We start from the raw sequence: 24,813 nt of genomic DNA on the forward strand, positions 1-24,813 counted from the left end.
GAACCGTGCGCCGCGGCCAGGACGGCCGCGGTCGTCACGCCTCAGCCCTCCCAGGTCCAGTCGCGCACTTCCGGGAGATCCTCCCCATTGGCGAGGATCCACTGGCGATGCCGGCCCTGAGCCTCGGTCATCTTCTGCCGAAGCAGGCCGGCCGTCGCCACCAGCCCCAGGACCCGATCGATCACGTCGATCACCAGCTGGAAGCGGTCCATGTGGTTGAGCACCAGCATGTCGAACGGCGTGGTCGTCGTCCCGTGCTCGGTGTAGCCGCGCACGTGCATGCCCGCGTGGTTGGTGCGCCGGTAGGCCAGCCGGTGGATCAGCCACGGGTAGCCGTGGTAGGCGAAGATCACCGGGCGGTCCGGGGTGAACAGCGCGTCGAACTCCCGGTCACCGAGCCCGTGCGGGTGCTCGGCCTCGGGCTGCAGGCGCATCAGGTCGACGACGTTCACCACCCGTACCGCCAGCTCCGGCAGTTCCTGTCGCAGGATCTTCGCTGCCGCCAGGACCTCCAGCGTCGGGGCGTCGCCCGCACAGCCGAGGACGACGTCCGGTTCGCGGTCGGTGTGCGTGCTCGCCCACTCCCAGATGCTCGCCCCGCGGGCGCAGTGCAGCGCCGCCTGCTCGGCGTCCAGCCAGTTCGGCGTGTCGTTCTTCCCCGCGACGACGACGTTGACGTAGTCGCGGCTGCGCAGGCAGTGTGCCGACACCTCCAGGAGGGTGTTGGTGTCCGGCGGGAAGTACACCCGCACGACCTCGGAGGTCTTATTCGCGACATGGTCGACGAACCCGGGGTCCTGGTGGGAGAAGCCGTTGTGGTCCTGCCGCCAGACGTGCGAGGTCAGCAGGTAGTTCAGCGACGCCACCGGCCGCCGCCACCGGATCTGCCGGTGCACCCGCAGCCACTTGATGTGCTGATTCACCATCGAGTCGACGATGTGCACGAACGCCTCATAGCACGAGAAGAGCCCGTGGCGCCCCGACAGCAGGTAGCCCTCGAGCCAGCCCTGGCACAGGTGCTCCGAGAGCACCTCCAGCACCCGGCCGTCCCGCGTGAGGTGTTCGTCGACCGGTTCGACGGCGGCCTGCCACTGCTTGCCGGTGACGTCGTAGACCGCGTCGAGCCGGTTGGACGCCGTCTCGTCCGGGCCGAACAGGCGGAAGTTCGCCCGGTCGGCGTTGAGCGCGAAGACGTCCCGCAGGAACCGGCCCAGTACCCGGGTCGGCTCGGCCACCGTCACCCCCGGACTCGGGACCGCGACGGTGTGGGCCGAGGTGTCCGGCAGGGTGAGCGGCCGCAGGAGGATGCCGCCGTTGGCGTTCGGATTGGCGCCCATTCGCCGCTCCCCCGCCGGGACCGTCGCCATGACTTCGGCGACGGGCCGCCCGCGGGAGTCGAACAGCTCTTCCGGGCGGTACGACCGCAGCCACTCCTCCAGCTGCTTCAGGTGCTCCGGGTTCGTGCGGACTTCGGCCAGCGGCACCTGGTGGGCACGCCAGGTGCCCTCCACCGGTTTTCCGTCCACAACGGACGGACCGGTCCAGCCCTTGGGGCTGCGCAGCACGATCATCGGCCACACACCGCGCCGTTCGGCGAGAGTGGCGACCGCCGAGTCCAGCGCCGCGGCCATCGCCTGGTGCATCGACTCCGGATCGGAGCCTTCGACGTAGATCGGGGCGTAGCCGTAGCCACGCAGCAGTGCGTCCAGCTCGGCAGGTGGGATCCGCGACAGGACGGTCGGGTTGGCGATCTTGTAGCCGTTGAGGTGCAGGATCGGCAGCACGGCCCCGTCGCGGACGGGGTCGAGGAACTTGTTCGCGTGCCACGACGTCGCCAGCGGACCGGTCTCGGCCTCGCCGTCACCGACCACGCAGGCGACGAGCAGATCCGGATTGTCGAACGCCGCGCCGAAGGCGTGCGCCAGCGAATAGCCCAGCTCCCCGCCTTCGTGGATCGACCCGGGCACCTGCGGGGCGACGTGGCTCGGCACGCCGCCGGGGAAGGAGAACTGCTTGAACAACTCCCGCATGCCCTCGGCGTCCCGCGTCACCTCGGGCCACGCCTCGGTGTAGCTGCCCTCCAGCCACGTGTTGGCGAGCAGCGCCGGACCACCGTGGCCCGGGCCGGTGACCAGCATCGCGTCCAGGTCATGAGTCAGAATCGCCCGGTTCAGGTGCGCGTAGACGAAGTTGAGGCCGGGTGACGTGCCCCAGTGCCCGAGCAGCCTCGGCTTGACGTGCTCGGGCCGCAGTTCCTCGCGCAGCAGCGGGTTGGCCATCAGGTAGATCTGGCCGGCCGAGAGGTAGTTCGCGGCCCGCCAGAGGGCGTCCACCTGGGCGAGTTCGGTGCTGCCGAGCACCGCGGGGCGGGCGGCGAGCGCGGTCACTTCGTCGGCTCCGGGCGGACGACGAGCACGGGGCACCCGGCGTGCTGCACCAACGCCTGGCTGGTCGACCCCAGCAGCATTCCGGTGAACCCACCCCGGCCCCGGCTGCCGACGACAATCAGCTGGGCGGTCTCGCTCTCCTCGAGTAAGACGTGCCGCGGCCGGTCACGGACCAGATTCCGGCCGATCTCCACGTCGGGGTACTTCTCCTGCCAGCCCGCCAGCCGCTCGGTCAGCAGCCGCTGCTCACCCTCTTCCAGGGTTTCCGGCTGGGTGAGGATGCGGGCGGTGGCGCGGGTGTCCTCGTAGGTGATGTCGCTCCAGGCGTGCACCGCGACCAGCGGCACGCCGCGCAGCGAAGCTTCCTCGAACGCGACGGCCAAGGCCTGCTCGCTGTTCGGGCTGCCGTCGACGCCGACCACGACCGGGCCCGACTCCGGGACATCCGTCGAGTCGTGGCGCCCGCGGACGACGGCGACCGGGCAGTGCGCGTGCGCGGCGACCGAAGCCGCGGTGCCACCGACGAGCATGTCCGCGAACCCACCGGTGCCGGTCCGGCCGACGACGAGCATCCGGGCGTTCCGCGACTCGTCGATCAGCATCGGCACCGGCGGGTCGTTGGGCAGGTCGGTGACGATGACCAAGTCCTTGTCGACCGACGCGGCCAGGGCGCGGGCATCGGCGATGGCGCGTTCCCCGTCGGCTTGGACCGCCTCGAACAGCGTCGCCGCGCCGATGCCGGTCATCCCGCCGCCGTAGTAGAGGCCGGCGATCTGCAGCCCGTGCACGATCTTCAGCTGGAGGTGACGCCGGGAAGCGATGTTCGCCGCCCAGGCGACGGCGGCGGTCGAACCCGCCGAGCCGTCCACGCCCACGGTGATCCTCGGTTCGGTGGCGCTCATCGTGTCTGCTCCTCACCCGCGTAAGCGGTCTCTGCGGCGACGACCCCGGGTACGGCGAGCGCCAGCAACTGGGCGACGTGCCGGTCGGTGTCGTCGTCGAACTGGTCGGTGATGTGTACGAGCCCGTCGTGGACGTCGACCTGCCAGCGGCCGCTGCCGCCGTAGATCTCCAAGCGGTGCTTGACGTCGCGAGCGATCTCGACGTCCTCCCGGGCGAGCACGCGCACGATGTCGCCACGCGTCACGATGCCGACCACGGCCGAGCCGTCAACGATCGGCATCGCGCGGATCCGGGCGTCCACCAGCGCCTGGCACAGGTCGACGACGTCGGTCCCGGTGCTCATCGCGGTGACGGGACTGGTCATCAGGTCCCCCACGGTCTTGCCCGCGGGCGCGGCTTCGTGGTGCTCGTGGGCGTGCCGCGGATCCACCGGGATCCGGCCGCGGATCAGGTCGGCTTCGGTGACGATGCCGATCAGCCGATCGTCGTCGTCGACCACGGGAAGGGCGGTGAAGCCGTGTGCGGCCAGCAGTTCGGCCGCTTCCTTCGCGGACGTCCACGGGTGCACGGTGATCACCGGCGCGGTCATCAGGTCGCGTGCTCGCATCGGGGGTTCCTGCCTTTCGTGTCACCTCCCAACGTAGGAAGGCGGAGCCCGGGTCACCGCTGGCGTCGGTCACCGGTCGTGAGGACTTACGTCCCTTCGCGGGATCACGTCCACAAAGGACGAAGGCCCCCGCGTAGCGCGTGCCACGCCGCAGGCAATGCTTGGACACAGCGGGCGGCCGCGGCAACCTCGCCATCGTGAACCGGGCCTTCCCGGACCCCCAGCGCGTGCAAGTGCTCCCGCGCGACGACGGCGTCCTGGAACTCGCCGAGCAGGTCCTGGAACCCGGGCAGAGCGGGCTTCGCACCGGCGGCCTCCAGCGCGTAGCGGGGCCTTTTTGGCGGCCTTCCGGACGTCGTGGACGGCGTGGTCGCGCTCCGGCCCCGCGGGGAGCGCAGACACCCGGGCTACCCGCTCGTCGACGTCCGTGGCCGCGATGTGGAGCAAGCCGGGCAGCACCTTCGCGGCCGGGCGGCGGGCCGCCTTCCGCCACTTGCGCCGCGGCTCTTCGGCCAGCACCACTTCGAGCACGTCCAGTGCGTTCATCAGCTGCACGTAGCGACGGCTGTCCAGGGCGCACCGGGTCCAGGCGCCGGCTTGCTCGGCGAGAGCCACGGAGTAGGCGTCCGAACGCTCGTCCGCCCAAGGGCACGAACGCGCCCACTGGACCTCGGTGTCGCGGGCGGGAGCGAGTTCGCCGCCGAGCCAGCGCAACGAGCGGCTGACCTCCCGCACGAGTTTCCGCCCGCCCAGCACTTCCGAGTACGCCGAGAGGACGCCTCGCAGCCGTCGCGCGGCCACCCGCATCCGGTGCACCGCGTCGGGGCGGCCCTGCCGGACGGCGAGATCCGCGGCGGCGAGCGCGGCCAGCTGCGTGCGGAAGTGCCGGAGGACCACACCGCGGGCGGCACCGTCCGGCGGACGAGCGGGCGCAACGATCCGATCCCCCACCGCCTCGCGCAGCCGGCTGATCCCGCCTCCGGAGAGGTGCGCCACCGGCACCAGCTCGTCGTCGCGGGTGTAGGCCCGCAGCAACCGGAAAAGGGCCGGCGGGACACCGAGGTCCGAGCCGGCGAACCGTACGGGGCCGTCCGGCGTGTCGAGCCGCCAGTCACCGGCGTGCACGCTCAGTGCCAGGCCGCCGCGCAGCAGGCGCAGGAAATCGGTGTCGAAGAACGCGGTGTCGGTGACCGTCGCGGTCATGATGGCGCCAACCGGCGTCGGGCGAGCAGCGCGAGCCCGAGCAGCACGACCACCAGCCCCGCGGTCATCCACTGCACCGGAGCACGCACGCCGATCACGCCGAACTGGATCGCCAGCCAAGCGGTGAGCACCGCGCAGGCGGCCAGCGCGGTGCCCGGCGCGCGGGAATCGCCCCGCCAGGCGAACACCGAGGCCCCGGCGAATGTCCCGCCGACGACGAGCGCCAGTGCGATCCCGGGCAGTACCCAGCTGGTCAGCCCCAGCGGCGCCAGCCACTCCACCGGCATCGTGAAGCCCGGCGCGCCGGCGATCAGCGCTATCCCGCCGTACACCGCGCTCGCTGCGAACAGCGTCTCGAACACGGCCAGCAGGCGCATCGTAGCCCGGGTCCGCAGCGTGGTCATGTCCCGCTCCCGGTCCGCTGCGGCCGCACGACCGCCACCGGGCACGGCGAGTGCGCGATCAGCGCCTGGCTCGTCGAGCCGAGCAGCATCCCGGTGAACCCGCCGCGGCCGCGGCAGCCGACCACGATCAGCTGCGCGTTCTCGCCGCGCTCCAGCAGCGTGCGCACCGGTCGTCCACGGACGACCTCGAGCTCGATCGCCACCTCCGGGTACTTGCGCTGCCAGCCAACGACCTGCTCGGCCAGCTTGACGCGCTCGGCTGCCGCGATCTCCGCCGGATCCTCCTGCAGCGGGTGTGCCCGGAGCATGCCGTCGGCGAGGATGTCGCTCCAGGTGTGCACCGCGATGAGCCTGGTGTCGCGCAGCCGCGCTTCCTCGCACGCGAACGCGATCGCGGCCTCGCTGTCGGCCGAACCGTCGGTGCCGACGAGCACTGGCCCGGCGTCCGGCGGCGCGTCGTGCAGGGTCCGGCCTCGGACCACCACGATCGGGCAGTGCGCGTGCGCCGCCACGGCGACGGCGGTCGAGCCGACGAGCAGGCCTGTGAAGCCACCCAGCCCGCGTGAGCCGAGCACGACCAGTTCGGCGTGCTGCGACTCCTGGACGAGAGCGGTGACCGGGCTCCACTCCCGGGCCGCCGTGGTGACGTCGAGGCCGACGTACCCGGCCAAGACCGCGTTCCGCGCTTCGGCCAGCCAGCCTTCGGCTCGCTCGGCCAGCCCGGCCCGGACCTGCTCGTGCGTCCCGAACGCGACGGGCGCCTTCACCTGCGGCAGCGCGTAGACCTGCACCAGCCGCAGCGGACGCCCGCGGCGGACCGCTTCCGCACCGGCCCACACGGCAGCCTGCACCGCGGAGCTCGAGCCGTCGATCCCGGCGACGATCGCGCCGTCAACGAATCCGGACATCGCTGTCCTCCTCGTGGATGAGCTGCTGAACCCGGTCGAGGCGGGTGCGGGCCCGCTCTTCGGCAGCCTGCTCCTCGGCGGCGGTCAACACGACCGCGTCGGGCCCGGGGAAGACCGTCGACACGTGGTCGTCGGCGGTCCAGCGGACGACGTACGGGGGCGTGCCGTCGGCCGAGTGGACCTCGAGGATCCGGCCCCGCCGGTCGGACGCGTCGACCCGCGGCCCTTTGATGACGAGCCAGTCGCCCGGCTGTGCGTGCATGGTGTTCCTTCCTCAAATATCCACAGTGGACTGCTCGGGCGTGGTGGGAGTGCCCGGTCGCCGCGAGGCGCGGTGCACGGCGATCCCGATCAGGAGGGCACCGGCGGCCAGCACCACGGCGCCGGCGAGCAGCAGGCCGAGGGCGATCCAACCCAGCCCTGGTGCGGTCGTCCCGGCTTCGGCGCGCACGGAGATCCCACGCGAGCCGTCGGCGTTCATCACGACGGCGGTCCACTGCCCGGCACCCACCGGCCAGGACACGCTCTGCGTGCCCGGGCCGGACGCGGCCGCGGTCCACACCCCGGCGTCGCCGGGCGGAGTGGCCGGCGAGCCGCCGGGGTGCACCCGGTCGCTCGCGCGGTTGCCGGTCACGCCGCTCACCGTCGCGTATTCGGTTGTGGCCAGGTAGCCGGCGACGTCGGCGGAGCGGCCGATGCCCACGAAGACCGGGCGGCCGTCGGTGGCGGTGGCGCGGATCCGGACGTCGCCGATGACCGCCACGGCGTCCGGCGCGCCGGACAGCTGCACTGGATCGGTCGTGACCGCGTAGCCGCTCGCCACCAGCGTCGTAGCGCCGGCGAGGTAGCCGTCGGCGTCCCGCTGGGTGCGGTCGGCCCACAGCAGCGTGCCGCCGCCGGTCAGCAGGCCCATCGCGCCGAGCACCAGCACGGCCCCGGACACCAGGGCGGCGATCCGCCCGGCGGTCCAGCTTCCCGGCCGGACCGGGTGGGGCTGCGGGTGGGGCGGCTCGTGGCCGGTCTCGGCGCCGCCCATGTCGAGCCGGAACGGCGGGTACTCGTCGGTCATCAGCGACACGTACGCCGCCACCCGCAGCACCCAGCGGTCCATACCGAGAACGAAGTCGAAGATCGGCCGCGGGTAGCGGCCGGTGAACAGCAGCACCACGCCCGCGACCAGGACCAGCACGCCGACGAGCCCACCGGCAGCCCAGTCGAAGCCGTTGTCGTCACCCGAACGGAAGGCCAGCCAGCTGCCACCGCCGGCGAACAAGCCGACGACGATGAAGTGCGGGATGGCCAGCAGCCACCACTTGACCAGCACCAGCCCGCGCGAAAGCCGCTCGGGATACACGATTTCCAGCCGGGCCGGGTAATCCGGGACGTCGGCGAAGGTGAACGGCGGGTACCGGTCGGTCCCGAGCGCGGCGTAGGAGTAGTACTGCACCCGCCAGCTCCAGCGCAGCACCCCGGAGGTGAAGTCGAACAGCGGCCGCGGATACCGGCCGGTGACGAGGATCGCGAAGAAGGCCGCGATCGTGACGAACGGGTAGGCGAACCACAGGAACGCCAGGACGAAGTAGTGCGGGACGGCCAGCAGCCACTTCACCAGCCACAACCCGCGCGAAAGAGGTTCGTCCAGGGTCGCTTCGACCCGGACCGGATAACTGCGAGGAGTGGTCATGACGCGCTCCCCGCCACTTCGGCCTTCGCCAGGCTCATGCCGATCTCGCGTCCCCACGCCCGGATCGACGGCCAGTCACGGTAGTCGCCGTCCTTGACCCGCAGGGCCGCGACCATGGCACGTTCCGGGAGGCGCAGGGCGTGACGGTCGATCTTTCCACCGAAGAGCCGGTGCCCCCGGGCGCCGAGCCGCATCACCATGTCGGCGGCGCCGGCCGGTTCGTCTGTCGGGTGGTCCCGATCGCCGACGGGTCCGCTGGAGAACACCCAGACCGGGACGCGGCGCAGTTCGACCTCGAACGCTTCCGCGAACTTCGTGGCCGGGTCGAGCCAGTGTCCCATGTAGACGGCGGAGCCGACGACCACGGCGTCGAAGCCGTCGGTCGAGGTCACCAAGCTCGCGTCACGGACTTCGACCTCTGACCAGACCCCGGCGTCGGTCAGCGCGGAGGTGGCCGCGGTGGCGATGTTTTCAGCGATTTCCCTGGTGGCGCCATGCCGGGTGGCCACCGCGACGAGGATTCTCATGCTTCAAGCCTCGCGCGGCCGGGCCACTCGGCTTAGGGGCCAACGGCCCCGCGGGACTCGCCGAAAGTCACCGAGGTCTCTTCCCGGAGCCCGACGCCGACGACACCGTAGACCGTCTTCGCCAACGCGGTCACGACGCGGCGTTCGGCTTCGTCGGTGAAGGTGCCGCGGATCGTCACCATCCCGCCGGTGACGGAGACCGCCCACCGGTCGCGATGACCGGCGTAGTCGGACAGCAGCGCATTGAGGTGCGCAGCGATCGCATCGTCCTGGCGCACCAGCGGGCTGAGCATGTCGCGGCGGCTGACGATGCCGACGAGCACGCCGTCGTCGACCACCGGGATGCTCCGCCGCCGGTCGCCCAGCATGCGCCGGGCGATCTCGGTGACGTCGGTGTCGAGGCCGACCGTCTCCGCGGGCGTGGTCATGACTGCGGCCACCAGCACGTCCGGAGACGGCCCCTTTCCGGCAACGCCGCTGCGCAGCGCGTCGGCTTCGGTGAACACGCCCAGCACCGCGTCGTCTTCGCCCACCACCGGCAACGCGGCGACGCAGTGTTCGGTGAGCATCACGATGGCTTCGCGGACCGGGGTTCCCGGGCCGACCCGCACGACCGGCCTCGTCATGATGTCGCGTGCCTTCATGGCGGTTCCTCACTTCGGTTCAGTGCACGACCGCGACCGGGCAGGCCGCGTGCGCGAGCAGAGCGTTCCCGGTCGAACCCAGTACCCCGCCGGCGACCGGACCGCGGCCACGGGTGCCGACGACGACCAGCAGGGCGTCTTCGGCGGCGTGCAACAAGGCACGCGACGGGATCCGATCCCGCACGGCCCGTGCGGTGATCTCCAGCGCCGGGTACTTGCGGGCCCAGGTCGCGACACGCGCTTCCAGGCCGCGCTGTTCGATGTCGTCGGTGCCGTCCGGAAAGGCGTGCACGACGAGCACGGGCGCGCGGCGCGCCGAGGCCTCGTCGAGAGCGAACTGAAGCGCATGCTCGCTCGAGTCGGTCGCATCCAGCCCGACGACCACGGGGCCACCCGGACGGGAATGCCCCCGCGCGACCACCACGGGGCACGCCGCTTCCGCGGCGACCCGCAGGGCAACTGAGCCGATCAGGGCGCCGCGCAGACCACCCAGGCCGTGGGAGCCCACCACGACGAGGCCCGCGCCGGCCGACCCGGCCACCAGCAGGTCGACCGCGAGGCCGACCTGGACCTGGGTTTCCACCTGGAGTCCCGGAGCCGCTTCGCGGGCGATCTCGGCGCCGCGGCGGAGCGCGCGGTGGACGTGTTCGAGCAAGAGTTCCGACTCGTCGTGCGCCCGGGCCGGCGCGCCCTCGAAGATGCAGGCGTGCAGCAACTGCAACGTCGTGGCGCGATACGCCGCTTCGCCGGCGGCCCACCGGATCGCGGCGAGCGACGCCGCCGAGGCGTCCACCCCGGCGACCACCGGCCGGGTCGTGGTTGCGCTCATCGGTGTCCTCCTGTCGTCGCGATTTCCTGCGGCCAGCATCGCGCGCGGACGTACTCACCGGTCAGAGCACGAAGTCCCTTTCACCGGGGACCAAATCCGCCTGCCTCCCGGCCGCCGTTCACCGACGCTGGGACGATGACCGGACCTGGCCTCCTGATCGATCACTTCCTCCCGCACCCGCACTTCGAGCTGGCGCGCACCGCCATCGTGGAAGCGCCGGTGGCGGAGATCTACGCCGCCGCACGCGAGCTCGACTTCACCGATGTCCGAGGCAGGATCGTGTCCGTCGCCGGCTGGGTGCGCACGCTGCCGTGGGTCCTGCTCGGCGACCGGCCGGGAAGCGAGTTCGCCCTCGGCGTCGCGGGCAAGTCCGGGAAGCCGGTGAGCCCGTGGCGGCGTGTCGAGGCCGATGACTTCGCCGAGTTCGAGGGACCCGGCTACGGCAAGATCGTCCTGGCCGTGGTGGTTGTCCCGTACGGCCCGCACCGCACGCTGCTGACCGTGCACACGAGGGTCGCGATGACCGACCCGGAGAGCTGGCTGAAGTTCCGCCGCTACTGGCGCGTCGCCCGACCGGCGATCGGTGCCGTGCACACAGCCTTGGTCCGCACAGTCGCCGCGAGCGCCCGGCAGCGCGGGCACTCGCGGCCTACGCGCGCACCGATCAGGGCTGACGCTCCCCCACCGGCTGCCGAGGCTCGTCCTCGGCGGCCGGGACGACGTCCTCCTCGTTCTCCTTGACCGCGTGGTGCTCCACCACGTGCAGGTACCGGGACACTTTCGGACCGTGCCGGCCGCGTTCGGCGACGTCCCGGCGTGCCTCGGCTTCGATGACCGCTTTCTCCTTGGCATCCATGGTTTTCCTCCTCGGTTCAGCGCGGTAACAGGCTCGCCGCGTGGTCGGGAACGTAGGTCTGCAGCCGCCGGTCCGGCCGAAAGTAGCCGGTCGGTTCGGGCCGTGGCGGCAGCGAGACCGCCTGGCGGGACACCTCGTAGTACGGCACGGTCGAGAGCAGGTGCGCGATCATGTTCAGCCGGCCCCGCCGCTTCTCCTCGCTTTCCACCACGTGCCAAGGCGACTCGGCGGTGTCGGTGTGGACGAACATGTCGTCCTTCGCCCGCGAGTAGTCCTCCCAGTGCGTCACCGACTGCAGGTCGATGGTCGAGAGCTTCCAGCGGCGCATCGGGTCGTCGATCCGGGCGCGGAACCGGCGCTCCTGCTCGTCGAGGCTGACCGAGAACCAGTACTTGCGCAGCAGGATGCCGTCGTCGATGAGCAGGCGTTCCAAGATCGGGCACTGTTGCAGGAATCGGCGGTGTTCCTCGGGCGTGCAGAAGCCCATCACCCGTTCGACGCCGGCGCGGTTGTACCAGCTGCGGTCGAACAGCACGATCTCCCCGGCCGCGGGCAGGTGCTCGATGTAGCGCTGGAAGTACCACTGCGTGCGCTCACGCTCGGTCGGGCTCGGCAGCGCGGCGATCTGCACCACCCGCGGGTTGAGGTGCTCGGTGACGCGTTTGATCGTGCTGCCCTTGCCGGCCGCGTCCCGTCCTTCGAACACCACGACCAGCCGCGCCCCCTGGGCCCGCACCCACTCCTGGAGCTTCACCAGCTCGGCCTGCAGGCGCAGCAGCTCCCGCTCGTAGACTTCGCGCGGAATCCGCGTCTTCTTCCTACCCGCCATGCTCTTGACGCTACGAAGCCACCGAGCAGCGGTCTGCGGTCCGACGTCGGCGCTGCGGGGGCCTTTAGTCCTTCACATCGAGGCGGTGCGGCTCTCTCCACCCGCGCCCGCGGGGAGCATCGTGTGGGCTCGCATGTCACGTTCCCGCTCGGGCGCCTGGCCGGTATCCGCAACGGCGCGCACTGGTCCACGCTCCTGATAATGGGCCTGCTGCCCAGGTGCTGACGCAGTCCGGAAGCCGCGCCGGGTCGTCCCTCCTCGTCTACTGGGCGACCGGCCTAACCGGGTCCGCGGTGTTCCTCGCGTCGTTGCTGGCGTACGAACTCAGCGACGCACTCGTGGCGCGTAACCGTGGGCTCATCGTCGACCACATCACGCTGTGCCTGCTCGGCGGCAGCACCGCAATGCCCGGCGAACCGCCGGATCCCAGGACTGTGTTCACGGTCGCCGTCGCCGGTCCACGTTCAACATGGTCAAACGATCTTCGACCGCGGACAGCCAACAACGGACACTTGATCAATGTTCACCCAGTCGAGTGAATATCAGCAACTCATCGACCCTTTTCACACCTGCTGCCACCTGACGCACCTCACGTCCTTCCAGGTAGGACACCTCGTCGTGATCCACTTTGGCCGCCGACCACAACGATCACTGGTTGGCAGAACACCAACATCATTGAGAATACGTTGGCTAATTCAGTACCAATAGAACCCACCGACGATTACCGCGGGTGTACCATCCACCTCCAGGAATGAACAGAGCAGACTTACGGAGCACACACGATGACCAGCTCGACCAATCGATCTGCGGGTTTGACGACGTGGAAATACTGAAAGACCTGAGACTCCGTAATTTTCGCGCCTTCCAAGATTTTCGACTGACTTTTGGCAGCGGCGCTTACCTCATCGGCCCGAACAATGCCGGAAAGTCCACGATACTCACCGCCCTCCGTGTCGCCGATGTACTGATCCGCCTTGCCCGACGACGGAAGCCCGACGACGCCAGAGTGGATGGTGATCGGAAATATCCAATATGGCCAATTCCCCTGACGGAATTTCCGGCTTTGCGTGAAAGCGTGAGATATGAGTTCCGTGGCCATGAAGCACGGCTTGAACTGACCTGGAAAAGCGGCGCCAGACTGGTCGCAGTGTGGCCAAAGGAAGACGACGAGACTAGCGAACCCTTCTTCTACCTAGAGCGGAAGCCTGGACTACCGGTCAGGGATGTCAAGCAGGCCCGAGAGGCATTCCCTGAATTGGGTGTGATTCCCATTCTAAACCCGATTGACCATACGGAAAGTCAACTGCAAGACGGCTATGTCGAGCGAAACATTTCCGGTCGCCTTAGTAGCCGTCACTTTCGCAATCAGTTGCGATTGCTCAATAAATCCAACAAACTTGATTCATTCTTGGAATTCGCTGAACCATGGATTGATGGAATCCAGTTTACGAATTTCGGTCAGCATCTCGGATCAGGTTCGGAAGGCGTAGTCCTCGACGTCTACCACACCGAGCCGGGCAGTCGTGCCGAAAAAGAGCTTGTTTGGGCCGGAGATGGGATCCAGGTCTGGCTTCAACTGCTTTACCACATCTACCGCGTCCGCGATTTCGACACAATAATCCTGGACGAACCCGAGGTCTACCTTCACCCCGATCTTCAACGAAGACTTGTCCATCTACTGGAAGCAACAGGCAGGCAGATAATCGTCGCAACACACTCATCGGAGATCGCCGCCGAAGCCGAACCCCGCTTGGTCACGCTTGTCGAAAAAGGAAGAAAGAACGCTCGAAGAGCTCGCGACGAGGCCACTCTCGAACAGCTTTCCTCAACACTAGGAACAGCCTTCAACCTAAGACTCGCACGCGCCCTGCGATCACGAGTAGTCCTTTTTGTCGAAGGGCAGGACATGGCAGTCATTCGTCGATTCTCAAAAACCCTTCGGCTAGCCAATATCGAGCTGGAAAAAGGCATAACCGTAATCAAGCTCGAGGGCTTCTCAAGATTCAACCACGTAGCACCCTTCACGTGGCTGCGCGACGAGCTGCTACCAGAGGCAATCAAGGTACACATTCTACCGGACCGAGACTACCGAAGTAATGCAGCAATCTCGGGTATCGAGCAAGACTTCGATGAAGCCGGTATATCTGCACACATCTGGCGACGCAAGGAGTTGGAAAGTTACCTATTAACACCGTCTGTGATTGCGCGCCTTTCCGGCCTCACCGAGGCAGAGGCGACAGAGGCGCTGTCAAACGCCACGCTCGCGATGGAGAACGATGTCTTCAGCCGCCTTCTAGGCGACCGAATTCAGGAAGAAAAGAGCGGCTCCCGACATGCCGTGGATGTGACGGCAAAATTTAAAACAGAATTCGATGAAGAATGGACCGATCTAACCTTTCGCCTCTACCATTGCCCTGCAAAGCAGGTTATCGCTCGCCTCAACGACTGGCTGCAGACCCAAGGAAAGAAGTCCGTTTCATCTCGTTCACTCGCGTCAGCCCACCGAGTCGGTGAGATCGCTCCGGAGATGGCCGATGCCCTCCGCCAAATCAATGCTGCCGTAACGAACCTGCAAATCCTTTAGTAGCATGAACGGTAGGTACTTCGGAACGACTGGTCGGCGAGTCTGGACGGAGGCCAGTTGAGGAACCGAGCAGCTGGTGAGCTTCGAGCAGCTCCGCAAGAAGGTCACGGCCAACGCCTCTTCGTGGTGGGCGGCCGAGCCGGCCCGACCGAGCCACACAGAGTCGACAGGCGATAGTTCACCGTGGCAGTGTCGTGTCGGCGCGGGTTGCCCTGGTCGCCACATGCCACTGCAAGGAACCAAACACCCGTAAACTGGACTCATGAGGACGGCAGTGTGAAGTACGCCTCTTCCTCCTGCGCGAAGTGCAACGTCAACACGGCATCCAGCCCGTAGAGCGTGGCCCGGAGGTCGTCGACCTGGTCGGCCTGGATCCCGTCCGGCGCCTCGGTGAGGTGCCGCTGCAGCCGCCGGGCCAGCCGGCCGATCTCGGCGTGCTCGCGGCTCATCGTGACCGTGCCCTCGGGGCCGCCCAGCGCTCGCGCCAACGCCGGGTACAGCTCGGTTTCCTCGGCCTGTTCGTGCGGCAGCAGCTCTTCGGTCAGCAGCCGGGTCGCCGTGCGGGCAGCCTGGTCCGCGGCCGCGGTGCGCAGGTGGGCCACGCGCGGCGCGCGGTCCAGCAGCGCCGTGAGGTTCCGGCTCGCCCGCCGTTGCGCACCGGCCTCGAGCACCCGGCCGGTGGCCACCATCGCGGCAACGATCGCGCCGGCGAGGTACTCGCCGACCGCCACGGTGGCCGCGAGGGCGAGGACGGCGAGCAGGTCGGCACCCCAGCGACGGGCGCGCAGATCGGCGGCGACCCACACGACCGCCGGCACCAGCGTGACAGCGTCCGCGGCCGCCCACACGATGTTCGCGGCGGTACCCGCACCCGCCCACCACGCGGCACCCCCGCCCGCGACGAGCGCCAGCACCGTCGCCAGCAGCGCGAACTCCCGGAGCCGCGACGGGGCCGAGCTGTCCCGGTGAGCAGAGCTCGTCGAGCGCGTGGCGTTCCCCGGGTGAGTCAACGGATCGGTCGGGTGCGGCACGGCTACCTCCTGGCGGACGGATCGGACGTCCAGGGTCGGCCGCCGACCACGAGCGGGAAAGAGTCCAAGGGCCTCAACCCCGGCCTGTGGTGGAAGCAATTCGGCTCTGGGGCCTGCAACCGACCCGGACGAGCATGGAGGCAACCCGACCCGAGGAGGAGCGATGGACCAGCACCTGCCCCGCGCATACACGGTGAGGGCGGCCATCGCACTGGCCGCGGCGATCCCCCGGCGCCGCTCGGACCGCCGCCGGTTCGCCGGGCGCCCGCTGCCGGCGCGCGACGAGGTGCTCCTCGCGAAGAGCGCCACCGACCACGGCGCGCTGTTGCGTTTCCTGGACGACGCTCCGCAGCTGTCGGCGTTGACCCGCGCAGCCGCAGCGGCCCAAGAACTCCACCGGGCCGACGCGGACTATGGCATCGAACTCGCGGCCTGGAGCGGCAAGCGCTACAGCCCCGACGGGGTGCCCGCACAAAACGCGGTCCGGGCGGTCGCCTCCGCACCGCGGGTCCGCGACTTCGCCGACGCGCAGCTCACCGACGCCGCCGGTCAGGACGGCGCCGTCCTGACCGTGCTGGCCACGACGGGTGACGAACCGGCCGACCGGCTCCGCGCGGGCGAGGCGGCCAGCGCGGTGGTGCTTACGGCGACCCGGCTGAACCTCGCGAGCTGCCTGATCAGCGAGCCGCTGGAGCTGACCAGCACCCGCGGCCTGATCCGCGACTGCGTCCTCGGCGGCGCCCTAGAACCCCAGCTCGTCGTACGCGTCGGGTATCTCCCCGAAGGCGCGGCTCCGCTCCCGGCGACCCCGAGGCGACCGATCGGTGAGGTCTTGCGGCCGCTCGCCCACCCGTACGGCGTGGGGCTTCCGGTGCCGGCCGAGCTGCGCGGCCGGTGATGCGGAGAGATTCCCTCGTACCTCTTAAGCACGGCACCCGACCGCCGACCGCGCCGGAGGTGCCTCCCACAGAAACACGTTGTGATCAACGGGTTCCGAGTGATCTGCTCTGACCAACGACCTACCCGCGACAGTGCGGGGAACGTCTGCGGAAGGAGCAGAATCGGCATGAGTGACAAAGACCGTCACGTCGTACCCAACCCCGAAGGCGGTTGGGATGTGAAGAAGCCGGGCGCGAGCCGGGCAAGTGCTCACACTCGGACCCAGGCGGAGGCTACGACACGGGCTCGCGGCATCACCGCGAACACCGGCGGGGAAACCGTGGTCCACGGCCGAGACGGCCAGATCCGGCAGAAGGACACTTCTCCGAAGGGACACGACCCGAATCCGCCGCGCGACAAGCACTGAACGAGTTGCACTACGACGAGGGCCGTCGTCCTGGGTGGACGGCGGCCCTTCGTCGTACACGGCTCAGGCGACGTCGTTCCACACGTAGTCCAGGCGATTGCGCACCTCGACCACCCCGGACAGTTCCTGGATCAGCCGGGTCACCGGGTCGATGTCGCTGCGGCGCTCCACCCGTCCGACGACCGTGACGATCCCGGCCCGCACCTCGATGCGGACCCGGTCCGGCCCGAGGCCGAGCTGATCCCGCAGCACCCGTTCGCTGACCTCGCGCTCGAGATCGCTGTCGCCGCGAGTGAAGACCGCCACCAGGTCACGGCGGGACACCACACCCGCCACCTTCCCGTTGCGCAGCACGAACAACCGGCGCATGCCGCTGTGCGCGAACTGCGCGGCGGCGGCGGCGAGTGTCGCCTCGACGTCGATCGTGACGGCCGGGCTCGTCATCAGGTCCTTCGCGACGCACGCGGTGGCCTTGCGGGCCAGCCGGCGGTCGCGCCACCGGGGCTTGCGCTCCTCCCACAGGTGCGGGAGCAAGTCCGCCTCGGAGACGACGCCGACCAAAGCGCCGGTCTTGTCGACCACGCCGACCGCGCTGATCCCGTTGCCGGTGAGCAGCTGGGCGATGTCCTTGAAAGGCGTCTGCGGGGAAACGGTAATCGGGTTGGCGGTCATCACCGCGGACACCTTGCCGGCGTTCATCATCAAACCTCTTTCTCGGTACGGACGACCATGACCGGGCAGGCCGCGTGGTGCAGGAGAGCCTGGCTCGTGGAGCCGAGCACCAGCCCGGTGAAGCCGCCTCGGCCACGGCTGCCGACGACGATCAGCTGCGCGTCACGGCTCACCTCGTGCAGGCGGGCGCGGGGCTTGTCGTGCTCGACGCGGCGCTCGACCTGGACGTCCGGGTACTTCTCCTGCCAACCCGCGAGCCGCTGCGCGAGCAGGCGACGGCCCGAGTCCTGAAGGGATTCACCCTGGAAGGCGACATTGCCGTCGCTGAACAGGCCGGCGGTGTCGCCGTCGTGCCAGGTGTAGAGGGCGACGAGCGGGGCGTTGCGGATCGAGGCCTCCTCGAAGGCCCAGGCGATCGCCGCTTCGCTCAAAGGGCTGCCGTCGGCACCCACGACGACCGGGCCGCCGGGCTTCTCCGTACCGCGGACGACCACGACCGGGCAGTGCGCCCGCGCGGCGAGGTCGACATCGGGCGAGCCGCTGAACAGGCCCGCGATCGCCCCGACCGGTTCGCCGGTGACGAGGATCCGGGCTCGCTCCGAAACTTCGAGCAGGCCGGGAACCGGGCCGCGGTCACTCGCCTCGGTCGCAATGGCCAGCCCCGGCACGGCGGCTTCGAGCGTGGCCCAGGTCTGCCGCAGCAGCCGGTCTGCTTCGGCCTCCTTGACCGCCAGCCAGTCCGACGGCGGATAGACCTTGCCGCCGAACGCCACGTCCTCCAAGCCGTAGGCGGTGTAGACGAGCAGGGACGCGTGCCGGCGGGCTGCTTCCCCGGCCGCCCACAACGCGGCCGCCGCGGCGGTCTCCGAACCGTCCACGGCGACGACGATCGGCGGGTTTCCGGTTGCGCTCATGACGTGTTTCCTCCGGGTTCCGGTGCGCGGACCACGCATCCGATCCGAAGGTAGGACGCGGCGGCGGCCGGCGGATGCGGTCGTTCGTCCCCGCGTCCGGGGACTTTCGACAGCTCCCGGCGACCAGGCCGCGGGCGCATGGTGAGCGGGAGGAGGTGTCGTGCGATGCAACGCGAATGGCGAGACGCGGTGGCGACCGTACCGGTCCTGTTCACCATCGCCCTGTACATCGAATACCTGGCCGACGGGAGCACCCTGTGGGTGCATGGGCCCCGCGCGATGGCGGCCACCGCACTGGTACTGGGCCTGGCCGCCTGCGTGCTCGGCTCGTGGCTGTGGACCGGCGTGGCGCGATGGCTCAGTGCCCCGCTCGGTGCGGCCGCACTGCTAATTGCCGTCTTCACGCTCGTGACCGGCAACAGTGTCACGCTCGCTGTGCTGATCGCGCTGGTCACGACGTTGTGGGTGATCTCGACCGTTCGGCACCTGCGGGCCCCGGCCGGACGTCCATGACCGTCCGGCTCGGTCCAGCAGGAATCCCCGCGCGTCGGCTCGGGTGCTCACCTGCGGCCGGAAGTCCTTCTCGCCGGTGACTTCCGGCCGCGGCGACCGGCCGTGCCGCGAGCCTACGGTCGGAACACCCGACCGCGTCAGGAGCCGCCCATGAGCGCCGCAGCAGCCATCCCGCCGATCGTCACCGGAGTGGACGGATCCGTCGAGTCGCTCGACGCCGTCCGCTGGGCCGCGCGCACCGCTCACCTGCACAGCGCGCCGCTGGAGATCTGGTACGCCCTCGACTTCTCCGCTCTGCTCGCCGGCGGTGTCATCCCGCCGCCGGAAGAGATGAAGGAAGTGCTGCGTGTCCGCGGCCGCCGGTACCTGCGTGCCGCGGCGGAGCTCGCCGCGGCACAAGGCGTGCCGGACGCCGCCACCCGGCTCGATTCCAACCGCGCCGCCCAGGCGCTCATCGACGCCTCCCGCACGGCGTCGCTGCTCGTGGTGGGCTCGAGCGGACTCGGCAAGCTGACCGGCTTCCTGGCCGGCTCGGTCGCCTCGGCCGTGGGAGCGCACGCCGCTTGCGACACCGTCGTCGTGCGCGGCGACACCTGGGACGAGCCAGGCGCGGCGGAGCGGCCGGTGGTCGCCGGCGTCGACGGTGGCGAAGCCGGCACACGGATCCTCACGACCGCGCTCGCCGAAGCGCGCACGCGCCACGCCCCGCTGATCGTGGTCCACGCGGCCGCGGACGAACCCCCAGCCCGCGAACAGGACCGCGCGGCGCTCGCCGATGCCGACCACCGGCTGCTGGCCGACCGCGACGTCGAAGGCGTCACGGTCGAAGAGGCCGTGGTCCAGGCGCACCCGCGCCGCGAGCTGATCGAGCGCAGCGCGACCGCCCAGCTGGTCGTGCTCGGCACCCGGGCCGCGGCGGGTTCCCCGGGCTCCTGCTGGGGTCCACCGGCCAGGCCCTGCTGCACAACTCGGCCTGTCCGGTCTACCTGGTCCGCGGCGCCTGAGACGGCCGAAAGTCCTCACCTCGACCGGCCTTCGCCCTTCCGGCTCCGGGGCCTGGAGGCCCCGCGAACCGGGGCGGTCCGGCCCTCGTCGCCCCCCCGCGGCGGAGTCTGGATCCAGACGAAAGTGAGGCACATCATGGAAAGCCAGGACTCCCCCCGCGGATTCGCCCCGGCGACGACGGCCGAGCCGACGTCTGAGACCACCCGCCGCAACCGCCGGGACCGCCTGGCGCTGCAGCCGGCCGGCTTCGTCGCCCCCCGCTACACCGACGTCTCCGACCACCGCCTGGCGCGGACGCTGACGGCCGAGGACCGGTCCGAAGAGGACGGTCTGGACCCGCTGGAGCGCGTCACGTGCCGGACGCACCGCCGCTGGCTGCACGACTGCGTGTCGTCACCGCTGCACGTCGTCATCGTCACCGGCACGCGCTGGTGCCGGAACTGCGAATGCGCGCTGAACGTCGCGATCGACCAACTGGCCGGCGACGTCGCGGTGCACTGCCCGTCCTGTGGCGAGACCCCGGCCACCCGCGCGACCCGCCAGCTCGTCCGCGCGTGCCGCGCCAGCCTGGCCACCGCGGCCGACCGCTGATGTCCGCGAGCCGGAGCCGCCTGTACCGCAGTGGTGTCCTGGAGCAGGAGAACCTTTCCGTCGCCGAAGCCACGCGGCACCTCGCCGACCCGGCCGTCACGCTCTGGCTGAACCTCGACGCCCCCACCGCGGCGGACCTGGCCGCGCTCACCACCGAACTCGGGCTGCACCCCCTCGCCGTCGCGTCGGTCCTCGACGAGGACCACCAGCGGCCGAAGCTCGTCCACTACGACCGCCACTCGTTCCTCGCCGCCTATGCCGTCCGGCTGGACCCCGGCGACGGCGTGCTCCGGGCTTCGGAGCTCGACGCGTTCGTCACCGACCGCATACTGGTCACCTTGCACCGCAACAACACCGCGGACATCGACGCCCTCACCGCGCGCTGGGACAGCACCCCCGAGCTCGCCAAGAGCGGCGCCGGCTTCCTGCTGCACGGCCTGCTCGACCTGCTCGTCGACGGGCACTTCGACGCACTCCAGGCCCTCGACGACCAGGTCGAGGAACTCGAGGACCTGGTCTTCGCCGACCAAGCCGACACGACGGATCTGCAGCGCCGCTCCCTGCGGCTGCGCAAGAGCCTCAGCCGGCTGCGGCACCTGGCTCTGCCGATGCGGGAGATCGTCAGCTCGCTGATGCGCCGCGAGGTCCGGTCCGTCGACGACACCCTGCTGCCCTACTTCCAGGACGTCTACGACCACGTCCTGCGCGTCACGGAGTGGACCGAGTCGCTGCGCGACCTGCTCGCGACGATCCGCGAAACGCAGCTGAGCATCCAGGGCAACCGGCTCAACACGATCATGAAGAAGGTGACCAGCTGGGCCGCGATCATCGCCGTGCCGACCGCGATCACCGGCTTCTACGGCCAGAACATCCCCTACCCCGGGTTCGCCCAGGCGTCCGGGGTGTGGGTCTCGACGCTCGCCATCCTCGTCATCTCGGCGACCCTGTACGTCCTGTTCAAACGGCGGGACTGGCTGTGAGCCGGGCGCTCCCGCTCCGGGGCAGACGGCTCGCCCGGGCCTGGTTCGTGACCGTCACACCGGCCGAATTCCTGGGATTCACCGTCCCCGCCGTGGCCGGCGCGCTCACCGTGGACTCCGCGGTCGCCCTGCCCGTCCTGCTCGTCGCCAGCGCGGTCGAAGGAGCCGTGCTGGGCGCCGGCCAGGCACTCCTCCTCCGGCGCGCGCCATTCCCTCGCTGAATGCCCGCCGTTGAGCCATGGCCACGGCGGCGGCAGCGTCGTTCGCCTACCTCGCCGGCCTCGCGCCGAGCACGTGGGCCACCCAGCTGGGCAGCTGGCCGCCCCTGGTCCTCTGGCCGGCCGCGGGACTCCTCGGCCTGGCGCTCCTGTGCTCGATCGGTTTCGCCCAGTGGCTGGTCTTGCGCCACCACATCCGCCGTTCAGCGCGCTGGATCGCCACGACAGCCGGCGCTTGGCTGCTCGGCCTCGGGTCTTCCTGGGCGTGACCATGCCACTGTGGCAGCCCGGCCAGAACCTGCCCGTCACGATCGCGATCGGCGTCCTCGGCGGCTTCCTGATGGCGGCCACCACGTCGGCGGTCACCGCACTCGCCGTCCGGCGGCTGCCGGGCCTGGGCTGACCTGCAGCCGCGCCGCCAGCCGATGCCAGACCAACTTGTCCGCTTCCACCACGAGGAACGCCACGACGGCGGCACCCAGCACCCACAGCCAGGAGCCGGCGCCCACCGGCGCCGTGTGGAACCACGTGTTCATGACCGGGACGTAGGTCAGCACCAGCTGCAGCCCGGCGGTGAGCCCGACGCCGAGGGCGAACATCCGGCTGCGGCCGGGCCACGCGAGCAGTACCGGCCGGTCCAGCGACCGGCAGCTCAGCAGGTACGCGGCCTGGACCCCGACGAACACGTTGATCGCGCTCGTACGCGCCGCTGCCAGCGACACCCCCGCCGCCAGCTGAGCCTGGTAGGCGGCGAAAGCCGCCATGATGAGCAGAAGCGACACGAGCACGACCCGGCGCAGTAAGGCGCCGGTGAAGAGCGGACGTTTCGGCGGGCGTGGTGGCCGCTGCATGATGCCCGCTTCCGTCGGCTCGAACGCCATCGTCAGGCCGAGGAAAACCGCCGTGGTCATGTTGATCCAGAGGATCTGCACCGGCACGATCGGCAGCGTCACGCCGAGCAGGATCGCCACCAGCACCACCATGCCTTCACCGATGTTGGCCGGCAGCGTCCAGGCGATGAACTTGCGCAGGTTGTCGAAGACGCTCCGGCCTTCCCGCACCGCCGCCTCGATCGAGGCGAAGTCGTCGTCGGTCAGCACCATGTCGGCCGCCTGCCGGGCGGCGTCGGTGCCGTTGCGTCCCATCGCGACACCGATGTCCGCGCGACGCAACGCGGGTGCGTCGTTGACGCCGTCGCCGGTCATCGCGACCACGTGCCCGCGCCGCTGCAACGCCCGCACCAGCTCGAGCTTCTGCCCCGGCGACACCCGGGCGAACACCTGCGTGGCCGCCACCGTCTCGTCGAAGGCCGCTTCGGGCAGCGCGGCCAGCTCGGCTCCGGTGAGGACCCGCGCCGACGCGGCTTCGTCGACCAGCCCGACTTGGGCAGCGATCGACCGGGCCGTCCCGGCGTGGTCGCCGGTGATCATCTTGACCTCGATGCCCGCACTCCAGCACGCCCCCACCGCGGCGACCGCCTCCGGCCGCGGCGGGTCCTGCATCGCCTGCAGGCCCAGGAAAACCGGCGCGGATCCCGGCGTGAACCGCGCAAACGCGAGCACCCGCAGCCCCTGCGCAGTCAGCTCGCGGTGCACCCGGTCCAGCGCCGCCGCGTCGAGCGGACGGACGCCGTCGGTCACCAGCTCGTCCTCACACCGCGCCACTACCTCTTCGACCGCGCCCTTGAGGTAGCCGACGTCACCGTGGACGGTCGTCATCGTGCGGGTTTCCGACTCGAACGGCACGGTGTCCGTGCGCGGCGCGGCGGCGCGGATCGCCTCGGGGTCCAGCCCGGCCGCCAGAGCAGATTCGAGGAGCGCGATCTCCGTCGGGTCGCCCTCGTCGAGCTGGGCGTCGTTGCAGAGAACGCCCGCGACGAGGCACTCGCGCGCCTCTTCCGGGGAAACCGCCCGGCCGGCAACGGCCAGCGTCGTCACGGTCATCCGGTTCCGCGTGAGCGTGCCGGTCTTGTCGGTGCAGATCACCGTGGTACCGCCGAGGGTCTCGACCGCGGGCAGGTTCCGCACGATCGCGCCGCGCCGCGACATCCGCACCACGCCGATGGCCAGGACGATCGCCACCGCGGCCGGGAGGCCTTCGGGAATCGCCCCGACGGCGAGCGCGACGACCGCGGTGAACATCTCGGGCACCGGGGTGCCCCGGACCACGCCGAGCACGAACGCCCCGGCCGCGACCGCGACGATCGCGACGCTCAGCTGCCGGGAGAACCGGGCGAGCTTGCGCGTGAGCGGGGTGGCGCCGACCTTTGCGGTGGCCACCAGGTGCTGGATACCGCCCAGCTCGGTCGTGCCGCCGGTCGCCGTGACCACGGCGCGCGCCCAGCCGCGCGTCACCAGCGTCCCGGAGTAGGCGCAGCCGGCCCGGTCGGCGACCACGGCGTTCCCGTCGACGGCGTCGGCGGACTTGCGGACCGGCACCGACTCCCCGGTCAGCGCCGACTCGTCGACCTCCATCAGGCGAACCTCGAGGAGGCGCACGTCGGCGGGCACGCGATCCCCCGCCACGAGCTCGACGACGTCACCCGGCACGAGCCGCACCGCGGGGGTTCGCCGGGCGACGCCGTCGCGGAGAACGGTCGCGTCGGCCGGAAGTATCTTCGACAGCGCGTCGAGAGCCCGCTGGGCCCGCGACTCCTGGACGAACCCGACGAGGGCGTTCAGCGCCACGACCCCGCCGATGACCCCGGCGTCGACGTAGCCGCCGAACAGCCCGGTCACCACGCCGGCGAGCAGCAGGACGTAGATGAGGGGGTCGTGGAACTGGCGCAGCAGCCGGAGCAGCGGCCCCGGCCCGGCTTCCGCCGGAACCTCGTTGGGGCCGGAGCGCTCGAAGCGAGCTTTGGCTTCTCCGGTGCTCAGCCCCCGCTGCGGGTCCACGCCGAGCTGCTCGGCGACCTCGGTCGCCGGCCGGGCGTGGAGCGCCTCGGAATGGGTGGTGGTCTTCACTGCGCGGCCTTCCGTTCCTGGTCTTCGCCACAAGTCACCGCGGCCGTGCCCGTGCAGGATGCGGTGCAGCCGCGCCTTCTCGCCGGTCTTCAGCCCGAGCTCGGCCTGTGCGGGGCGTGAGCCATGCGGCCTCCGGAGTCGCTGATTCGTGGTGTATCCAGCAAATCGGGACGAGTTCACCCCCCGCCGCTGGCGAACGCCATCGGTGCCCGGGGCCGTCGGTCACCGGCGGAAGGGACCATCGGCTCTCCC

Annotated in this window: 28 protein-coding genes; 11 read left to right on the forward strand and 17 right to left on the reverse strand. The window is 70.2% G+C overall.

Annotation, left to right across the window (positions count from 1 at the left end; translation table 11 throughout):
* Nucleotides 1–41 precede the first annotated feature (41 nt).
* The 11 genes from A3CE_RS0109090 to A3CE_RS0109140 all read right to left on the reverse strand — a co-directional run bounded on the left by A3CE_RS0109090 (nt 42) and on the right by A3CE_RS0109140 (nt 10,096).
* Entirely contained in the window at nt 42–2,387 is a 2,346-nt protein-coding gene (locus A3CE_RS0109090) for a phosphoketolase family protein (RefSeq protein WP_020639767.1), read from the reverse strand.
* Complete coding sequence (locus A3CE_RS0109095; RefSeq protein WP_020639768.1) at nt 2,384–3,289, reverse strand: universal stress protein; 906 nt, start codon at nt 3,287–3,289, stop codon at nt 2,384–2,386. The genes A3CE_RS0109090 and A3CE_RS0109095 overlap by 4 nt, the downstream gene beginning before the upstream one ends.
* On the reverse strand, nt 3,286–3,897 hold the full coding sequence (locus tag A3CE_RS0109100; RefSeq protein ID WP_020639769.1) for a CBS domain-containing protein: 612 nt from the start codon (nt 3,895–3,897) through the stop codon (nt 3,286–3,288). The genes A3CE_RS0109095 and A3CE_RS0109100 overlap by 4 nt, the downstream gene beginning before the upstream one ends.
* Before the next feature lie 69 nt (nt 3,898–3,966).
* Nucleotides 3,967–5,100, reverse strand: a complete 1,134-nt coding sequence (locus A3CE_RS50615) for a CHAD domain-containing protein (protein WP_026468307.1) — start codon at nt 5,098–5,100, stop codon at nt 3,967–3,969.
* Complete coding sequence (locus A3CE_RS0109110) at nt 5,097–5,504, reverse strand: hypothetical protein (protein ID WP_020639770.1); 408 nt, start codon at nt 5,502–5,504, stop codon at nt 5,097–5,099. Before A3CE_RS0109110 ends, A3CE_RS50615 begins: the two co-directional genes overlap by 4 nt.
* Nucleotides 5,501–6,412, reverse strand: coding sequence for a universal stress protein (locus A3CE_RS0109115; RefSeq protein ID WP_020639771.1), 912 nt, complete (start codon nt 6,410–6,412; stop codon nt 5,501–5,503). Before A3CE_RS0109115 ends, A3CE_RS0109110 begins: the two co-directional genes overlap by 4 nt.
* Nucleotides 6,396–6,674: a DUF1918 domain-containing protein gene (locus A3CE_RS0109120; RefSeq protein WP_020639772.1), complete on the reverse strand. Its 279-nt coding sequence runs from the start codon at nt 6,672–6,674 to the stop codon at nt 6,396–6,398. Before A3CE_RS0109120 ends, A3CE_RS0109115 begins: the two co-directional genes overlap by 17 nt.
* 12 nt (nt 6,675–6,686) lie before the next feature.
* On the reverse strand, nt 6,687–8,096 hold the full coding sequence (locus A3CE_RS0109125) for a DUF4389 domain-containing protein (RefSeq protein WP_020639773.1): 1,410 nt from the start codon (nt 8,094–8,096) through the stop codon (nt 6,687–6,689).
* Entirely contained in the window at nt 8,093–8,623 is a 531-nt protein-coding gene (locus tag A3CE_RS0109130; protein ID WP_020639774.1) for a flavodoxin domain-containing protein, read from the reverse strand. Before A3CE_RS0109130 ends, A3CE_RS0109125 begins: the two co-directional genes overlap by 4 nt.
* A 32-nt stretch (nt 8,624–8,655) precedes the next feature.
* Complete coding sequence (locus A3CE_RS0109135; protein ID WP_020639775.1) at nt 8,656–9,267, reverse strand: CBS domain-containing protein; 612 nt, start codon at nt 9,265–9,267, stop codon at nt 8,656–8,658.
* A gap of 19 nt (nt 9,268–9,286) precedes the next feature.
* On the reverse strand, nt 9,287–10,096 hold the full coding sequence (locus A3CE_RS0109140) for a universal stress protein (RefSeq protein WP_020639776.1): 810 nt from the start codon (nt 10,094–10,096) through the stop codon (nt 9,287–9,289).
* A gap of 135 nt (nt 10,097–10,231) precedes the next feature.
* Between A3CE_RS0109140 and A3CE_RS0109145 the strand changes: the two genes are divergently transcribed.
* A complete protein-coding gene (locus tag A3CE_RS0109145; RefSeq protein ID WP_020639777.1) occupies nt 10,232–10,837 on the forward strand; it encodes a hypothetical protein in 606 nt (201 codons plus the stop codon).
* Here A3CE_RS0109145 and A3CE_RS56345 read toward each other — a convergent pair.
* A complete protein-coding gene (locus tag A3CE_RS56345; protein WP_125592160.1) occupies nt 10,761–10,952 on the reverse strand; it encodes a hypothetical protein in 192 nt (63 codons plus the stop codon). The genes A3CE_RS0109145 and A3CE_RS56345 overlap by 77 nt on opposite strands.
* Nucleotides 10,953–10,968: 16 nt before the next feature.
* Nucleotides 10,969–11,781 carry a polyphosphate kinase 2 gene (gene ppk2, locus A3CE_RS0109150; protein WP_020639778.1) on the reverse strand — a complete coding sequence of 271 codons (813 nt, stop codon included), beginning with the start codon at nt 11,779–11,781 and terminating at the stop codon, nt 10,969–10,971.
* Nucleotides 11,782–11,999: 218 nt separating this feature from the next.
* On the opposite strand from ppk2, the gene A3CE_RS56350 reads away from it, so the two are divergent.
* A complete protein-coding gene (locus A3CE_RS56350) occupies nt 12,000–12,320 on the forward strand; it encodes a zinc metalloprotease (RefSeq protein WP_125592162.1) in 321 nt (106 codons plus the stop codon).
* Nucleotides 12,321–12,532: 212 nt separating this feature from the next.
* On the forward strand, nt 12,533–14,365 hold the full coding sequence (locus A3CE_RS54950; protein WP_084641425.1) for an ATP-dependent nuclease: 1,833 nt from the start codon (nt 12,533–12,535) through the stop codon (nt 14,363–14,365).
* A 260-nt stretch (nt 14,366–14,625) separates the two neighbouring features.
* Here A3CE_RS54950 and A3CE_RS59555 read toward each other — a convergent pair whose 3' ends face one another.
* The gene (locus A3CE_RS59555) at nt 14,626–15,396 is read right to left on the reverse strand and encodes a hemerythrin domain-containing protein (RefSeq protein WP_026468308.1); all 771 of its coding nucleotides are present in this window, start codon (nt 15,394–15,396) and stop codon (nt 14,626–14,628) included.
* Nucleotides 15,397–15,559: 163 nt separating this feature from the next.
* Between A3CE_RS59555 and A3CE_RS50620 the strand changes: the two genes are divergently transcribed.
* Both A3CE_RS50620 and A3CE_RS54955 read left to right on the forward strand, forming a co-directional pair.
* Nucleotides 15,560–16,294, forward strand: coding sequence for a hypothetical protein (locus tag A3CE_RS50620; protein WP_020639781.1), 735 nt, complete (start codon nt 15,560–15,562; stop codon nt 16,292–16,294).
* Nucleotides 16,295–16,462: 168 nt separating this feature from the next.
* A complete protein-coding gene (locus tag A3CE_RS54955) occupies nt 16,463–16,702 on the forward strand; it encodes a DUF2188 domain-containing protein (protein WP_084641427.1) in 240 nt (79 codons plus the stop codon).
* Nucleotides 16,703–16,765: 63 nt separating this feature from the next.
* Here A3CE_RS54955 and A3CE_RS0109175 read toward each other — a convergent pair whose 3' ends face one another.
* Together A3CE_RS0109175 and A3CE_RS0109180 are read right to left on the reverse strand one after the other, a co-directional pair.
* A complete protein-coding gene (locus tag A3CE_RS0109175; RefSeq protein ID WP_026468309.1) occupies nt 16,766–17,401 on the reverse strand; it encodes a CBS domain-containing protein in 636 nt (211 codons plus the stop codon).
* 2 nt (nt 17,402–17,403) lie between these two features.
* Nucleotides 17,404–18,288, reverse strand: coding sequence for a universal stress protein (locus A3CE_RS0109180; RefSeq protein ID WP_020639783.1), 885 nt, complete (start codon nt 18,286–18,288; stop codon nt 17,404–17,406).
* Nucleotides 18,289–18,453: 165 nt separating this feature from the next.
* Here A3CE_RS0109180 and A3CE_RS0109185 point away from each other — a divergent pair, with 165 nt between their 5' ends.
* From A3CE_RS0109185 to A3CE_RS56365, 6 genes are all read left to right on the forward strand, one after another.
* On the forward strand, nt 18,454–18,801 hold the full coding sequence (locus tag A3CE_RS0109185) for a hypothetical protein (protein ID WP_020639784.1): 348 nt from the start codon (nt 18,454–18,456) through the stop codon (nt 18,799–18,801).
* A gap of 150 nt (nt 18,802–18,951) precedes the next feature.
* Nucleotides 18,952–20,397: a universal stress protein gene (locus tag A3CE_RS58470; RefSeq protein ID WP_245589470.1), complete on the forward strand. Its 1,446-nt coding sequence runs from the start codon at nt 18,952–18,954 to the stop codon at nt 20,395–20,397.
* Nucleotides 20,397–21,377, forward strand: a complete 981-nt coding sequence (locus A3CE_RS0109200; protein ID WP_245589471.1) for a magnesium transporter CorA family protein — start codon at nt 20,397–20,399, stop codon at nt 21,375–21,377. Before A3CE_RS58470 ends, A3CE_RS0109200 begins: the two co-directional genes overlap by 1 nt.
* Complete coding sequence (locus A3CE_RS56355; RefSeq protein WP_020639786.1) at nt 21,374–21,598, forward strand: hypothetical protein; 225 nt, start codon at nt 21,374–21,376, stop codon at nt 21,596–21,598. The genes A3CE_RS0109200 and A3CE_RS56355 overlap by 4 nt, the downstream gene beginning before the upstream one ends.
* 17 nt (nt 21,599–21,615) lie before the next feature.
* Complete coding sequence (locus A3CE_RS56360) at nt 21,616–21,864, forward strand: hypothetical protein (RefSeq protein ID WP_020639787.1); 249 nt, start codon at nt 21,616–21,618, stop codon at nt 21,862–21,864.
* The gene (locus A3CE_RS56365) at nt 21,861–21,998 is read left to right on the forward strand and encodes a hypothetical protein (protein WP_020639788.1); all 138 of its coding nucleotides are present in this window, start codon (nt 21,861–21,863) and stop codon (nt 21,996–21,998) included. Before A3CE_RS56360 ends, A3CE_RS56365 begins: the two co-directional genes overlap by 4 nt.
* On the opposite strand, the gene A3CE_RS0109210 is transcribed toward A3CE_RS56365, so the two are convergent.
* Nucleotides 21,958–24,561, reverse strand: a complete 2,604-nt coding sequence (locus A3CE_RS0109210) for a cation-translocating P-type ATPase (RefSeq protein ID WP_020639789.1) — start codon at nt 24,559–24,561, stop codon at nt 21,958–21,960. The two genes, A3CE_RS56365 and A3CE_RS0109210, sit on opposite strands and share 41 nt — an antisense overlap.
* Between the last annotated feature and the right edge of the window lie 252 nt (nt 24,562–24,813).

It is taken from the genome of Amycolatopsis balhimycina FH 1894 (assembly GCF_000384295.1).
In the GTDB taxonomy this organism is placed as follows: domain Bacteria; phylum Actinomycetota; class Actinomycetes; order Mycobacteriales; family Pseudonocardiaceae; genus Amycolatopsis; species Amycolatopsis balhimycina.